This window comes from Novosphingobium rosa NBRC 15208 (assembly GCF_001598555.1).
In the GTDB taxonomy this organism is placed as follows: domain Bacteria; phylum Pseudomonadota; class Alphaproteobacteria; order Sphingomonadales; family Sphingomonadaceae; genus Novosphingobium; species Novosphingobium rosa.
The window spans coordinates 48,319-63,112 of the sequence record NZ_BCZE01000052.1 but is presented as its reverse complement, the minus strand read 5'-3'; the positions used below and the strand labels follow the sequence as shown (position 1 = coordinate 63,112).

Sequence of the window (14,794 nt, the reverse complement as noted above, 5' to 3'; positions counted from 1 at the left end):
TTCCGTCTCCCGGCGAGAGGGTGGTGGTCCCCTATCTTTGCGCCCAGACTGTCCACCTGCGCGACCTAAGGCGCCGCAGGCTCTCAAACCATCCATTCCTGCCTGCGGTGCGGCAATCTGGGCGCAAGGCCGAACCTTATGCCCCCACGTGGACACGAAAGGGAGCGCGAGGGTTATGACCCTCGCATCTTCTCTTTCTGGACAATCCCCCTTGCTGCTTCTAACCTGCGCCCAGTTTCCCCGGGGAGCCTGCATAGGCTGAGAGGTGGGCTTTGCGCCCCACGACCCGCTGAACCTGACCCCGTTAATGCGGGCGTAGGGAGGGAGTACCCGGCGGCGGATCCATGCGATTCTTCCGTGTTCCGGGCACCTTTTTCCTCACGCCACGCTCTTTGAGGAAGAGGCAAAGCGCATGGCCGATATCGATTCGAAGCTGGAGGCTCCCAAGGGGGGCCAGTTCAACGTCACCACTGGGCCCATCAGGGGCAGCCGCAAGATCCATGTTCCCGTGCCGGGCACCGATGTGCGCGTCGCGATGCGTGAGATCACGCTGGAGCCGGGCAGCGGCGAGGCTCCGGTGCGGGTTTACGACACATCCGGTCCCTACACCGATCCCAAGGCGCAGATCGACATTCAGGCCGGCCTGCCGCTGCTGCGCCGCGACTGGATTCTGGCGCGCGGCGATGTGGAGGATTACGAGGCCCGCGCCATCAAGCCCGAGGACAACGGCCAGCTTGGCCCGGATCGCAGCGGCGGCGTGCCGGCGTTTCCCAATCCGGTTCGCAGACCTCTGCGCGCCCGGCCGGGGGCCAATGTCAGCCAGATGCATTATGCTCGCCGGGGCATCGTCACGCCTGAAATGGAGTATGTGGCGGCGCGCGAGAATCTGGGGCGTGCGGCGCTGAAGGATGCTTTGGTGCGTGACGGGCAGGATTGGGGCGCCTCCATCCCCGATTTCGTCACCGGCGAGTTCGTGCGGGAGGAAGTGGCGCGCGGGCGGGCGATCATCCCCAACAACATCAACCACCCCGAAACCGAGCCCATGGCGATCGGCCGCAATTTTCTGGTCAAGATCAACGCCAACATCGGCAATTCGGCGGTGGCCTCGGATGTCGCCAGCGAGGTCGACAAGATGGTCTGGTCGATCCGCCATGGTGCCGATACGGTTATGGACCTGTCGACCGGGCGCAATATCCATGACACGCGCGAGTGGATCATCCGCAACAGCCCCGTACCCATCGGCACCGTGCCGATCTATCAGGCGCTGGAGAAGGTGGGCGGCATCGCCGAGGATCTGACCTGGGAGATCTTCCGCGACACGCTGATCGAGCAGGCCGAGCAGGGCGTCGATTATTTCACCATCCATGCGGGCGTGCGCCTGCCCTTCATCCCGCTGACGGCGAAGCGAGTCACCGGAATCGTGTCCCGTGGCGGCTCGATCATGGCGAAATGGTGTCTGGCGCATCACAAGGAATCGTTCCTTTACGAGCGTTTCGACGAGATCACCGAGATCATGAAAGCCTATGACATCGCCTATTCGCTGGGCGACGGGCTGCGCCCCGGCTCCATCGCCGACGCCAATGACGAGGCGCAATTCGCCGAACTCTACACGCTGGGCGAGCTGACCAAGCGCGCCTGGGCGCAGGACGTGCAGGTGATGATCGAGGGCCCCGGCCATGTGCCGATGCACAAGATCAAGCAGAACATGGACAAGCAGCTGGAAGCCTGCGGCGAGGCGCCTTTCTACACGCTCGGGCCGCTCGTCACCGATATCGCGCCGGGGTATGACCATATCACCAGCGGCATCGGCGCGGCGATGATCGGCTGGTTCGGCACGGCGATGCTTTGCTACGTTACGCCCAAGGAGCACCTCGGCCTGCCGGATCGCGATGACGTGAAGGTCGGCGTGGTGACCTACAAGCTGGCCGCCCATGCCGCCGATCTGGCCAAGGGGCATCCCGCCGCGAAGATGCGCGACGATGCCCTTTCGCGCGCGCGCTTCGAGTTCCGCTGGCGCGATCAGTTCAACCTGTCGTTGGACCCCGACACCGCCGAGGCCTATCACGACCAGACCCTGCCCGCCGAGGGCGCCAAAACCGCACATTTCTGCTCGATGTGCGGGCCCAAGTTCTGCTCGATGAAGATCACGCAGGAGGTGCGCGATTTCGCCGCCAAGCAGAATCAGGAGCCGGGCGCGTTTATCGCCGCCGAGGATGCCGAGAAGGGGATGGAGGAAATGTCCGCCCGGTATCGGGAAGCCGGGGATCTTTATATTCCGGCTGCGGAGTAAGGAAGAAAGACAGGTGCGAGGGCGTTACGCCCTCGCGCTCCCATAACGTCTTCCGGCGAGAGGGGCGTGGCGCCCGATCCTTGCGCCCTGCCTCTTCGTTGCGCCTAGGCGCGGTGTGGCGCGAAGAGGATAACGGCGGCGCCGATCAGGCATATGGCTGCGCCACCGATGTCCCATCGGTCAGGGCGGACACCTTCCGCCAGCCAGAGCCAGATCAGGGCCGAGCAGATATAGATGCCACCATATGCGGCATAGGCTCTGCCCGCGTCTGCGGTTTCCACAAGGGTCAAAGCGTAAGCGAAGACAAGGAGTGAGCCGCAACCGGGCACCAGCCACCATGGAGATTTTCCCATGCGCAGCCATGCCCAGAAGGAAAAGCAGCCGGCGATCTCCGCCAGAGCCGCAATGATATATATGAGAATGGATCGCATTAGTATGCGTTAGCAGGCCTTCAAGGCTCCGCCAATCAGACCTGTGCGCTCAAAGCGGCTTAAGCCCCACCCTGAACCCGTGGCGCAAGGCAGACAGCAAAGGGATTGCAAAGGGCGATGGCCCTTTGCCCGCCGGAGGCCATCAAACCTTTCAAACTGCACAAAGAAAAAGGCCCGACGGGGCGATCCCATCCGGCCTTTTCAAACGCTTTGAAGGAAGCGCCCAGCCTTAGCGGGCGGCGACCAGCAGCTTGGCGTTCAGCGGCTGCACGTCGCGCAGCGAGAACGAGACAGGAGCGTTGTCGATGAAGCCCGACACGCCGCCCTTGGCAACGCGCAGTTCGAAGGGGACCGAACCCTTGTCAGCGGTGCCCTTCAGGATGCGGACGTCGCCCTTGGTCTCGACGGTGTAGGCGTAGTCGACGCCGTCATACGAGAAGGTCTGCTTGGGAGCAGCTTCAGCCGAGGCGACGGCGGGAAGGGCGAAGAGAGCGGCAGCGGCAAAAACAGTCTTGAACATGGCAATTTCCCTTTAAGTCGAAGGCCTGCTTCGAAGGTGAGATTGCCTTCAGCATCCTTATCTGTTGCATTGCAGCATATGGAACTGCGCCGCAGCGCTCAATTGTGTTTGCCGTTCAGGTGATTGCACAAAGCGCAACAAACTCGGCAATTGCCGGAAATCAGCGCAGAATTTGCTCGCTACACCGCAGAAAAATGGTTCATGCATAGCTATGCGTGCAAAGGGCGCATGGCCGGAAAGGCCATTACGGAATTTTCCGGAAATATATGAAACCAAAATGGATCAAGAAAAACCGAATCATCCAATCAGCAAGAAGCCATTCAGGATTTCACAATCCATATTTTTGAACCATAATGGAAGCGCGCCCCGTTCCGCCCCGTCTGAGCAGCCCTTCTGGCTCACGCAAGTTCACTTGTCGGCCCGTTGCTGGCGCGTCAGTGCGGGCGTGCAAGGCTCTTTGGGCAGGCCCCTCGGCAGGGGCAGCAAGCCCCGCTGGCAAAACACAAAATAACATGGGGGTCAGACTGCGTTCAGCATGGTGATCCTAAACATATCAGCATAGAAACTTTGGTTCTGTAGAACCGTTTTCGCCCTACAGGCTTTGGAGAGTTGTCCCATGACCCCTTCATCAGGCGCCAAGCTGAAAAGCATGCGCAAGATCGTGCTTGCCGGTGGTGTGCTGGCGATGGCGGCAAGCCCTCTGGCGGCCGGCCTTGCCTCTGCGCAGGATGGTTCCTACGGCTATCCCGACCAGTCCCAGCAATATCCCTCGGGCCAGTACCCCAATGGGCAATACCCGAACGGCCAGTACCAGGGGCAATATCAGGGCCAGTATCAGGGTGACCCCAACGGCGGCTACAATGGCCAGTATCAGGGTCAGTACCCGAACCAGGGCTATCCCAATCAGGGCGGCCAGTATCAGAACCCGCCGCCCGAGCCCGTCGCCCCCGGCGGCTATGACGGCACCCGTCCGCCCCCGCCGCCTCCGGGCTATGCCGCGCCCAGCGATCTGGCCGCGCAGCAGATGGCCGACCAGCGCTATGCCCAGAACGCTGAGATGTGGGCGCGTGACAATTGCGTCAAATCGCACGGCAATGTCGCGGGCGGCGCGGCGGTCGGCGGCATTCTGGGCGCCATCATCGGCGGCGCGCTTGGCGGTCGGCATGACCGTGGCGCGGGCGTCTTCGCCGGTGCGGCTGTCGGCGCGGTCGGCGGTGCGGCGGTGGCCAGCTCCAGCGGCGGCGCGACCAGCCCCGGTTGCCCTCCCGGTTATGTGACGCGCGGCGGCGCTCCGGAATGGGGTTACCAGCCCGCAGGCTATTACTACGCCGCGCCGGACTGGTATCGCCCCTGGGTCTTTATCGACAACAGCTGGGTCTACCGCCCCTATCCCTATCACGACTTCTACTACCGCACCTGGTACGGCCCCCGTCATGGCGGCTGGCGCGGTGGTCCGGGCTGGCGTGGCGGCCCGCACGGCGGCTGGCGCCGTTAACCTTAACGGGTTGGCGCTTCAGCGGCGAAAAACACGGGGGGCGGCATGCAAATGCCGCCCTTTTTACGTGCAATTACGCATCCCCTTATGCCTTCCCCTTGTAAGATTTCCCTGCAAAAAGCGCATGGCGGTGAAAGGAATTCGTCCATCACCCGCCGATCAGCCCCTCCTGCCGGTGTTTCATGACGATCGACAAACCCTCGCGTGGCATGTTCCTTCTGCTGCTGGCCACGGTCCTGTACCTCACGCTGATGCCGTCGCCGCCGCATGTCGAGCTGGATGACCTGCCTTATGGCGACAAGATCGAGCATTTTCTGGCCTTTGGCGCGCTGGCCGTGGCCGCCCGTCTGGGCTTTCCGCGCATGTCCGGATGGCGGGTGCTGGAACGATTGTCGTTTCTGGGCGCTATGATCGAGGTGGTTCAAGGGTCTCCCGGCCTGCAGCGCGATTGCGACTGGCGGGATTGGGCCGCCGATACGATGGGCGTGCTGGTCGCGCTGGCGACGGTGCGGATGCTTTATATCCTGTATCGCAGCCTGCAACCGCGCCGCGCCACGCTGCACTAGGCCGCTCTCCCAAGGGCGGCGGAAAGGATATCGATGCCGCTGCCCGATCTGATCATTTTCTGCTCCTGCACGGGCCAGCGGCATGCGCCGCCGCATCGCACAAAAGCACAAAAGCCCGACGATAAGGCCGTCACCGGCCTCTCAACTGTATCAATATGACGCGATGCGATTGCCTTGCCGCGTTTTTTTGCTAGCAGGGGGCCTGTGACGACAGCCTTCCCCCCCATGGATCGGTCGCGCCTTGCTGTGCGGAACCTGGTGCTCACACTGGCCTTTGCCTGTGCCGGTTGCATGAGCGGCCACCCCGAATCCCCACCGCTGCGCCTGGTTTCCGAAACCGCGCCGACCATGCCCGACGAGGCCCTGCCCTGGTGGAAAGGCGCGGGCGATCCGCTGCTGGCCCAGCTGATCGAGCAGGGTCTGGCGCATGATCCGGTGCTGATCTGCCAGGCCTTCGACCTCACCCAGAGCGTGGACAAGGCCCATGCGCCCGGCCTGCGCAACCGCCTGACGCATCTGATCGCCCAGGATGACGACACGGCGCGGCGCGCTCAGGCCTATGCCTATGCCGATGCCCGCAACCATCTGGCCGAGCGGATTGCCCTTGCCTACATCGAGGCCCGCCGCTGGCAGGAACGCCTCGCCGTGCGCGTGAAGGCCACCGATCCCCTGCGCGACAATGGCGAGATCGCCCATTTCCGCAAGGAAGCCGGCCTCGTCCCCGCGATGGACGGCGATATGGCCGATGTGATGACCGGGCTGGACACTGCCTCGGTGGAAGCGGCCCGCAACAAGCTGAACGAGGCCATCGGCACGCTGGCCCGCCTGATTCACGCCCTGCCCGACGATCTGCGCGGACAATTGGGCAATGAGGGCCACCTGCCCGCCCTCGCCGCCAGGCCCGCCAATGATCGCAGCCATCGCGCCGATCTGCGCGGGCTCGAACTGCGGCTGACCAGCAATCTCACCCGCCACAAGGTCGAGCAAGACGCCATCGATAGCGCCGCCAAGGCGCCCGAAGATGCAACCGGCCCCGCCCCCGAAGCCCCGGCCAAACCGGCCGCTGGCAAGAAGGGCGATCCCAAGATCACCGCCGACGCGCGGGCAAAAAACGCCGTGGCAGCCTGGCGCGCCGCGCAGATCCGCGCCGATGCGGAAATTCATGACGCCAGCGGCGCGCTGGATACGGCCACCCTGCGCCTCGCCCCGCTCGCCAAGGCGGAGGCGACCGCCACCCGCACCGTCACCGATGCCCGTCTGGGCTATCGCAGCGGAACCGAGACCTTTTCGATGCTCTATGTCGCCGAAGCCGCCGTGCTGGCCGCGCAGGAAGGGCAGATCGATGCCCGCGCCGCCGCCGCCGCCGCTGCCGTCCGCCTGTGGTCCGCGCAGGGCCTGGGCTGGCACGATGCCGATCTGGCCCCTGCGCCGACTGAAGGTGTGACGGTCTGTGTCCAGCCCTGAACTCGACGCATTTCTGGGGGCCCGGCCCCATCGCGAGCTGTATCACTGGCTCAGCGTCGGCGCCATCGTGGTGGCGCTGGCGGTCGCCTTCGTGCTGCTGGGGCGCTTCGTCAACGGGCCGGATCTGGCCTATTACAGCTCGCCTGTGGAGCGCGGGGACATCACCCCGGTGATCTCGGGCGAGGGCACGCTGCATGCCGTGGGCGAGGTGGCGATCACCGCCACCAGCGACGGCGCGGTGCAGAGCGTGCCCGGCCCGGCGCAGGGCCCCGTGGCCGCCGGGCAGTTGCTGGTCACCATGGACAATGCCTCGCTGCTGGCCGAGCAGACCGCGGCTCAGGCGCAGAAGATGCAGGCGCAGGGCGATGTCGACCGCGCCAAGCTCTCGCTGAGCGAGGCCCAGATCAAGCTGGCGCGCTATGAGGCGGTGTGGCGCAAGTCGCAGGGCCGCGTGCCCTCGCTCAACGAGATGCAGGGCGCTCGCGCCGATATGGGCCGCGCCAGCATCGCGGCGAGCACGGCCCAATCCGCGCTCTCGGCGGCGCAGGCCAAGGTCAAGGTGGCGCAGGCCAAGCTGGCGGGCAGCGCGATCTCTGCGCCTGCCGCAGGGGTCGTGGTGGCCCGCATGATCGCGCCCGGGCAGGGCGTGCAGGCTGGCGCCCCGCTCTTCACGCTGGCCCCCAACATCGACAGGCTGACCGTGGCCGTGTCGCTCGATGCCGCGCAGGCCCAGCGTCTGGCCGTCCATGCCCATGCCCGCGTGCTGGCCCCGGCGCTCAGCGACGGGCCCCGCAGCGCCACGCTGGATCGGCTCGATCCGGGCCCGGGCGATGGCAAGCAATTCGCCGTCTTCACGCTGGACGCGCCCGCCGCGCCGCTCAAACCCGGCATGCCGGTGACGGTGGACATCGATCTGCCCGCGCGCCAGGGCGTGCTGCTGGTGCCCAATGCGGCGCTGACCTTCGCGCCGGAGGGCAAGCGTCCGGGCGGCAGCGTCTATGTGCTGGCGCAGCATCAGCAGCCCCGGCAGGTGCCTGTCGCCGTTGGGGTCAGCGACGGCCAGCATACCGAAGTCATCGCCACCGGCTTGCAACCGGGCGAACAGATCATCACCGGCTGGCGCCACGCACCGGAAAAAAATCAAACGGGGGGGAAACCGCAGGCGACAGCAACATCGCCCGCGAAACCTTGAGCCGCGCCTTGGGCGCGTTACGCGGATGATATCGATTATGACCAAGCCCCCGTTTTCGCCCCGGACTTCCCTCTCTCGGCGCGAGGCGACCGGCCTGATTTCCGCCTTTGTCGCGGCTCTGACTGCACCGGGTGCGCTGCTTGCCGCGCCTGCCGGACGCTTCGGCCCTGCCACGCCTTTCTCCTGGGACCGCCTTGTCGCCCGAGCGCAGGCCAATGCCCGCAGGCCCTTTGTCGAACGCCCCGCCTCGAAGCTGGCGGTGCCCGATTTCGACACCCATGTCCGCCTCACCTATGGTCAGGCCGAGGAGCTTCCCGGCCATGTCCGCCTGCTGCCCACCCGCACCGGCATCGCCCCGCAGGCCGTGGGGATCAGCATTGTCGAGAACGGGCAGTCGCGCACGCTCACCGATATGAAGGGGCTGTTCGGCGGCGGTGCGGATGGCGAAGCGGCCGGTTTCCGCGTGATGTGGGCCGATGGCCATGCCGACTGGCTGGCCTTTCTGGGCGGCTCCTACTTCCGCGCGGCGGGCGCGCATGATCAGTTCGGCCTTTCGGCGCGCGGCATCAGCATCAACACTGGCGGTGCCGGGCCGGAAGAATTCCCCGAGTTCACCGACTTCTGGTTCGAGGGCAAGGGCGAAGACGGGCTCGTCGTCTACGCCCTGCTCGATGGGCCCTCGCTGACCGGCGCCTATCGCATCGAAACCACCCGCACGGCGGAGGCGGGTATTCAGGATGTGACCGCCACGCTCTTCCTGCGCCGCGATATCGAGCGGCTGGGGCTGGCGCCCATGACCAGCATGTATCTCTATGGCGAGGGCGACAAGCGCGGCGACTGGCGCCCCGAGGTGCATGACAGCGATGGCCTGGCCATCGTGACGGGCACCGGCGAGCATATCTGGCACCCGCTGGTCAACCCGGAACTGACTCACACCCCCCCGGTGACCAATGCCATGCGCGCCGATCATGTGAAGGGCTTCGGCCTGTTGCAGCGCGATCAGGACTTCGATCATTATCAGGATGATATGAGCTATTACCACCGCCGCCCCTCGCTCTGGGTGGAGCCGAAGGGCGACTGGGGTCCGGGCGCGGTGGCGCTCTATTCCTTCCCCTCGATTTCCGAGACGGTGGACAATGTCTGCGCCTATTGGCTGAGCGACACCCCCGCCAGGGCCGGGCAGCGCCGCGATCTGGCCTATCGCCTGACCTGGAGCTCGCAGGAACCGGCGCATGGAAACAATGCCCTGTGTACTGCGTTTAGAGTTGGACCCGGTGGTGTGCCGGGTCAGGACGAGATCAAGGGCGTCACCCGCTATGTGTTCGATTTTGAAGGCGACATTCTTGCGGGTCTCACCCGTGACAGCCATGTCGAGGCGCAGACGGACATTCCCGCCAAGGCCGTGCTGCTGATGTCTGTCGGCCCGGTGGGCGGCCAGAAGAACATCTGGCGCGTGACGATGGACGTGCGCCACGCCGATCTGCCGCATCCCGAGTTCCGCCTCTTCCTCAAGCGCGCCGGCGGCGCCCTGAGCGAGACGGTGATCGCCACGGCGAAATTGCCATGACCACGCTTCACCCCAACCTGCCCGCCGAGGCGCCGCTGGATATGCCGATCCAGCGGCTCGACGGCGTGCCGCCCGCCGTGCGTGAAGTGGCCACCCGCCCGCAGGGGCTGGTGGTCAAGCGCCTGCTGCTGATCGCGCTGACCGCCGTGCTGGCGCTGGCCGCCTCCAGCGAGATCCGCGCCGCCTTCTCGCGCGACGGGCTGGATGTGTTCGACGTGCTGTTGCTGCTGTTCTTTGTGCCGCTGTTCAGTTGGGTCGCCTTCGGTTTCGTGTCCTCCACCTTCGGCTTTTTGCAACTGATGAGCGGCGCGCATCCCGGCTTTGCTCCCGTGCCCCGCGTGCTGACGCCGCTCACCAAGCGCACCGCCGTGCTGATGCCGGTCTACAATGAGAGCGTGGATGACGTTTTTGGCCGCGTGCGCGCCATGGTCCATTCCATCGCGGCGGCGGGCGGCGGCGAGGCTGTCGATTTCTTCGTGCTGAGCGATTCCAATGAATTGCACGGCAAGCGCGAAGAGGCCGCCTGGGCCGCCATGGCCGCGAAATCGCCGATCCCGCTCTATTATCGCCGCCGCGAAAAGAACATCGCGCGCAAGCCCGGCAACATCGCCGAATGGGTGCGCCGCTTCGGCGGGGCCTATGAATCGATGCTGGTGCTCGACGCCGACAGCCTGATGAGCGGCGAGACCATCGTCGGCCTCGCCTCGATCATGGAGGCGCGGCCCTCGCTCGGCCTGCTGCAGACCGTGCCGATGATCACCAACGCCCAGACCCTGTTCCAGCGCTGGATGCGTTTCGCCAGCGAGGCCTATGGGCCGATCGCCTCGGCGGGGCTGCTGTGGTGGTCGGGATCGGAGGCCAATTTCTGGGGCCATAACGCCATTTTGCGCACCCGCGCCTTCGCCGAAAGCTGCGGCTTGCCCGAACTGCCGGGCAAGCCCCCCTTCGGCGGCCATATCCTCAGCCATGACATGGTGGAATCGGCGCTGCTGCGCCGCCGCGGCTGGGCGGTGCATATGGTGATGATCGCGGGCAGCTATGAGGAATTTCCGCCCACCATCGTCGATCACGCCATCCGTGACCGGCGCTGGATGCAGGGCAACCTGCAGCATCTGCGGCTGCTGGGGGCCTCGGGGCTTTCCATGGCCAGCCGGTTGCATCTGGTGATCGGGGCTTCGGCCTATCTCACCTCGCCGGGCTGGCTGCTGCTGCTGCTGACCACCATTCTGCAGGTGACCGCCTCGCGCGATCAGAGCCTGCCTCAGGCCGCGCCTCCGGGCGTGCTGTGGCTGACGGTGGTGCTGCTGTTCGGCCCCAAGCTGATGGGGCTGATCTGGATGCTGGCCGACAGGGAGCGCCGCGCCAGCTTTGGCGGGGCGGGGCGCAGCATCAAATCGGTGCTGCTGGATATTCTGCTGGCCATGCTGCTGGCGCCGGTCTCGATGGTGATGCAGGTCAAGGCGCTGGTCAGTCTGGTGCTGGGCATCCCGAGCGGCTGGCACACCCAGAACCGCGAGGCACAGCGCATCCCCCTGCGCACCATCCTGCCCGATCTGCGCGACCATATCCTGCTGGGCATTCTGTTTGCCGCCACAGCCTGGATCGACCCGGTGACGGCCTTGTGGCTCTCGCCGCTGACCCTCGGGCTGCTCACCGCGCCATGGCTCATCAGCATCACCTCTTGCGAAAAGACCGGCGCCGCCATGGCCGCGCGCGGCTATTTTCAGGCGCCGCCGGTCGATGTGGTGGCGACGCCGGATGATGGCGATGACGGTGACGCGAAGCCCGGGACTGTGCCCCTCGCGCTGGCGTAAGACAAGGGGCGGAACACCGCCCCTTGTCCTCCAATTTCCGTGTTGCGATGCACCATTGATTGCCGCACACTCGCGGTATGATTAAAGCAGGGCTCCACCACCTCACCCGCTACAATTACGATCGCCCGATCCGGCTGGGGCCGCAGGTCATCCGGCTGAGACCGGCGCCGCACAGCCGCACGGCAGTGCCGAATTACTCGCTGAAGATCAGCCCGGCCAACCACTTCCTCAACTGGCAGCAGGACCCGCACGGCAACTGGCAGGCGCGCATCGTCTTCCCCGATCCGGTCGATCATTTCGGGGTGGAGGTGGACCTGCTGGCCGAGCTGGCCGTCATCAACCCCTTCGACTTCTTCGTCGAGGAGTATGCCGAAACCTTCCCCTTCACCTATGCCGAGGACCTTGCCGAGGATCTGGCCGCCTATTTCGAGATCGAACCGCAGGGCAAGCTGTTCGATACGCTCTACCAGCGCTTCGCCACGGTGAAGGATGAGCGCACCATCGATTTTCTGGTGGCGGTCAATCAGGCGGTGAACGCCGCCGTCAATTACGTCATCCGCATGGAGCCGGGCGTGCAGACGCCAGAGGAAACGCTGAAGGAAGCCAGCGGGTCATGTCGGGATTCGGCCTGGCTGCTGGTGCAATTGCTGCGCCGCCTGGGCTTTGCCGCGCGTTTCGTCTCGGGCTATTCGATCCAGCTGACCCCCGATGTGATTCCGGTGGAAGGGCCGAAGGGCGTCGCTCAGGATGTCTGCGATCTGCACGCCTGGGCCGAAGTCTATGTGCCCGGCGCGGGCTGGATCGGCATGGACGCCACCTCGGGCATGCTGGCCGGAGAGGGCCATATTCCGCTGGCCGCCACGCCGCATTACCGCTCCGCCGCGCCGGTGGTGGGCATGGCCGAGCCCGCCGAGGTCGATTTCCATTTCGAGATGAGCGTCCACCGCATTCAGGAAGCGGTGCGCATCACCAAGCCCTTCACCGATGCCCGCTGGGAGGCGCTGCTGGCGCTGGGCGACCGGGTGGATGCCGATATCAGCGCGCAGGACATGCGCCTCACCATGGGCGGCGAGCCGACCTTTATCGCCGACAGCGATTTCGACGCGCCGGAATGGAACGCCGATGCCGTGGGCCCCACCAAGGCGGGCTATGCCGACCGGCTGATCCGCAAGCTGCGCGAGGCTTTCGCGCCCACCTCGCTGCTGCATCACGGCCAGGGCAAATGGTATCCCGGGGAGAGCCTGCCGCGCTGGGGCTATTCGCTCTATTGGCGGCGCGACGGCCAGCCGGTGTGGCGCGATGCCAGCCTGATCGCCGGGCAGCCCCTGCCGGGCGAGAAGGCCGACAATCCGATCACGGTCGAAACCGCGCGGGATTTCCTCTCGGCCACGGCGCGCAAGCTGGGCGTCTCGCCCGATTACGCCATGCCGGTTTATGAGGATGCCGTCGAATGGATCGTGCGGGAAGCGCAATTGCCCGACAACACCGATCCCCTCTCGCCCGAGATCGACGATCCCGAGGCCCGCGCCCGTTTCATGCGCACCTTCCAGCGCGGGCTGACCACAGCCATCGGCCATGCCCTGCCGATCCAGCGCTGGCAGTCGCAGAACACCGCCCCCCGCTGGATGAGCGAGCATTGGCGCCTGAGGCGCGGGGTGCTTTACGCGGTGCCGGGCGATTCCTCGCTGGGCTACCGCCTGCCTTTGGGCTCGCTGCCTTTCGTGCCCGCCGCCAACTATCCCTACATCAACCCGCAGGACACCGCCGAGGAACGCGAGCCCCTGCCCGATTTCCGCGCCAGGCTGGCCGAGCGGGTGGCGGAACGCGGAGCGCCACAGGCTTCGATCGCCTCGGCCACGCCATCCCCGCCACAGCATCGCAACGAACAGGCGATCAGCAACATCGAGGGCACGGTGCGCACCGCCATCACGGTGGAACCGCACAATGGCCCCGATGGCCATTACGTCTCTGTCTTCCTGCCCCCGGTGGCTTTCCTTGAGGATTATCTCGACCTCATCGCGGCCATCGAGGCTGTGGCGGAAGAAACCCGCACCCCCGTCCGCATCGAGGGCTATCCCCCGCCTGCCGATCCGCGTCTGGTGGTGCTCAAGATCACCCCCGATCCCGGCGTGGTGGAGGTCAACATTCACCCCGCCACCAGCTGGCGCGAGCAGGTGGAGATCACCGAAACGCTGTATCAGGCCGCGCGCGAGGTGGGCCTCACGGCTGACAAATTCATGGTCGATGGCCGCGCGGTGGGCACCGGCGGGGGCAATCATATCGTGCTGGGCGGGCCGTCCTTGCTCGATTCGCCCTTTATCCGCCGCCCCGATCTGCTCAAAAGCTTCGTGATCTACTGGCAGCGGCATCCAGCGCTGTCCTATCTCTTCTCCGGCCTCTTCATCGGCCCGACGAGTCAGGCCCCGCGCATCGATGAGGCGCGTCATGACGGCCTCTATGAGCTGGAGATCGCCCTCGCCCAGATCCCCGGCCCCGATCAGCCCCAGCCCTTGGCCTGGGTGACGGATCGCCTGCTGCGCAACAGTCTGGTCGATGTGACGGGCAACACCCATCGCACCGAAATCTGCATCGACAAGTTCTTCAGCCCCGATGGCCCCACCGGGCGCCTTGGCCTGATCGAATTCCGCGGCTTCGAGATGCCGCCCGAACCACGCATGAGCCTCGCCCAGCAATTGCTGATCCGCGCGCTGGCCGCGATGTTCTGGCGCCAGCCGGTGGAGGGCGCTCTGGTGCGCTGGGGCACCACGCTGCATGACAAATTCATGCTGCCCCATTTCGTCTGGGAGGATTTCCTCGACGTTTTGAATGACCTGCGCGCGGGCGGCTATGATTTCGATCCGGCATGGTTCGAGGCGCAGCGCCAGTTCCGCTTCCCCACCCATGGCTCGATCCATGCGGGCGGGGTGCATGTGGACATTTCCCACGCGCTGGAGCCATGGAATGTGCTGGGCGAAACCGGCGCCATCGGCGGCACGGTGCGCTTTGTGGACAGCTCCACGGAACGCCTTCAGGTCAAGGCCAGCGGGCTGGTGCCGGGCCGCCATGTCATCACCTGCAACGGGCGCCGCGTGCCGCTCGCCCCCACCGGCCAGCCGGGCGAGGCAGTGGGCGGCGTGCGCTTCAAGGCCTGGTGGCCGCCGGATTGCCTGCATCCGCTGATGCCGCCGCATGCCCCGCTCACCTTCGATGTGCTCGATACGTGGAACGGACGCTCTCTGGGCGGCTGCGTCTATCATGTCGCGCATCCGGGCGGGCGCAGTTACGACACCGCCCCGATCAACGCCTATGAGGCCGAGGCGCGCCGCAAGGCCCGCTTCTGGGAGCATGGCCACACGCCCGGCCCGCTGCCCGTGCCGCCTCAGGAATTGCCGGGCGAATTCCCCTTCTCGCTGGATCTGAGGCGCGGCCCGGTGGGTTCGGCGCCCGGGCTCTAG

The 14,794-nt window shown here is 65.7% G+C and carries 10 protein-coding genes and 1 riboswitch; of the genes, 8 read left to right on the top strand and 2 right to left on the bottom strand.

Translation table 11 applies throughout. From position 1 onward, the window contains the following. Window positions 1–231 precede the first annotated feature (231 nt). Window positions 232–339: riboswitch (TPP riboswitch) on the top strand. A 73-nt stretch (window positions 340–412) separates the two neighbouring features. Next, window positions 413–2,290, top strand: coding sequence for a phosphomethylpyrimidine synthase ThiC (thiC, locus tag SR3_RS19250; protein ID WP_068089915.1), 1,878 nt, complete (start codon window positions 413–415; stop codon window positions 2,288–2,290). Between the two features lie 104 nt (window positions 2,291–2,394). Here thiC and SR3_RS19245 read toward each other — a convergent pair whose 3' ends face one another. Continuing rightward, the gene (locus SR3_RS19245; protein WP_068089914.1) at window positions 2,395–2,721 is read right to left on the bottom strand and encodes a YnfA family protein; all 327 of its coding nucleotides are present in this window, start codon (window positions 2,719–2,721) and stop codon (window positions 2,395–2,397) included. A 229-nt stretch (window positions 2,722–2,950) separates the two neighbouring features. Next, a complete protein-coding gene (locus SR3_RS19240) occupies window positions 2,951–3,241 on the bottom strand; it encodes a hypothetical protein (RefSeq protein WP_068089913.1) in 291 nt (96 codons plus the stop codon). A gap of 616 nt (window positions 3,242–3,857) precedes the next feature. Here SR3_RS19240 and SR3_RS19235 point away from each other — a divergent pair. The 7 genes from SR3_RS19235 to SR3_RS19205 all read left to right on the top strand — a co-directional run bounded on the left by SR3_RS19235 (window position 3,858) and on the right by SR3_RS19205 (window position 14,794). Further along, entirely contained in the window at window positions 3,858–4,736 is an 879-nt protein-coding gene (locus tag SR3_RS19235; protein WP_157098970.1) for a hypothetical protein, read from the top strand. Window positions 4,737–4,918: 182 nt separating this feature from the next. Further along, on the top strand, window positions 4,919–5,302 hold the full coding sequence (locus tag SR3_RS19230) for a VanZ family protein (protein ID WP_174549168.1): 384 nt from the start codon (window positions 4,919–4,921) through the stop codon (window positions 5,300–5,302). A gap of 291 nt (window positions 5,303–5,593) precedes the next feature. After that, window positions 5,594–6,766 (top strand): TolC family protein, encoded by a 1,173-nt coding sequence (locus SR3_RS19225; RefSeq protein ID WP_169805665.1) that lies wholly within the window; start codon window positions 5,594–5,596, stop codon window positions 6,764–6,766. Beyond that, window positions 6,753–7,958: an efflux RND transporter periplasmic adaptor subunit gene (locus SR3_RS19220; RefSeq protein ID WP_068089910.1), complete on the top strand. Its 1,206-nt coding sequence runs from the start codon at window positions 6,753–6,755 to the stop codon at window positions 7,956–7,958. The genes SR3_RS19225 and SR3_RS19220 overlap by 14 nt, the downstream gene beginning before the upstream one ends. A gap of 37 nt (window positions 7,959–7,995) precedes the next feature. Further along, complete coding sequence (locus tag SR3_RS19215; RefSeq protein ID WP_068089909.1) at window positions 7,996–9,525, top strand: glucan biosynthesis protein; 1,530 nt, start codon at window positions 7,996–7,998, stop codon at window positions 9,523–9,525. Then, the gene (gene mdoH / locus SR3_RS19210) at window positions 9,522–11,339 is read left to right on the top strand and encodes a glucans biosynthesis glucosyltransferase MdoH (RefSeq protein WP_068089908.1); all 1,818 of its coding nucleotides are present in this window, start codon (window positions 9,522–9,524) and stop codon (window positions 11,337–11,339) included. Before SR3_RS19215 ends, mdoH begins: the two co-directional genes overlap by 4 nt. 77 nt (window positions 11,340–11,416) lie before the next feature. After that, on the top strand, window positions 11,417–14,794 hold the full coding sequence (locus SR3_RS19205; protein WP_068089907.1) for a transglutaminase family protein: 3,378 nt from the start codon (window positions 11,417–11,419) through the stop codon (window positions 14,792–14,794).

Excerpts from the sequence above, each read along its gene's own strand:
- thiC (WP_068089915.1), top strand. The coding sequence starts at position 413 with ATGGCCGATATCGATTCGAAGCTGGAGGCTCCCAAGGGGGGCCAGTTC.
- mdoH (WP_068089908.1), top strand. The coding sequence starts at position 9,522 with ATGACCACGCTTCACCCCAACCTGCCCGCCGAGGCGCCGCTGGATATG.
- SR3_RS19230 (WP_174549168.1), top strand. The coding sequence starts at position 4,919 with ATGACGATCGACAAACCCTCGCGTGGCATGTTCCTTCTGCTGCTGGCC.
- SR3_RS19205 (WP_068089907.1), top strand. The coding sequence starts at position 11,417 with ATGATTAAAGCAGGGCTCCACCACCTCACCCGCTACAATTACGATCGC.
- SR3_RS19235 (WP_157098970.1), top strand. The coding sequence starts at position 3,858 with ATGACCCCTTCATCAGGCGCCAAGCTGAAAAGCATGCGCAAGATCGTG.
- SR3_RS19245 (WP_068089914.1), bottom strand. The coding sequence starts at position 2,721 with ATGCGATCCATTCTCATATATATCATTGCGGCTCTGGCGGAGATCGCC.
- SR3_RS19240 (WP_068089913.1), bottom strand. The coding sequence starts at position 3,241 with ATGTTCAAGACTGTTTTTGCCGCTGCCGCTCTCTTCGCCCTTCCCGCC.
- SR3_RS19215 (WP_068089909.1), top strand. The coding sequence starts at position 7,996 with ATGACCAAGCCCCCGTTTTCGCCCCGGACTTCCCTCTCTCGGCGCGAG.
- SR3_RS19225 (WP_169805665.1), top strand. The coding sequence starts at position 5,594 with ATGAGCGGCCACCCCGAATCCCCACCGCTGCGCCTGGTTTCCGAAACC.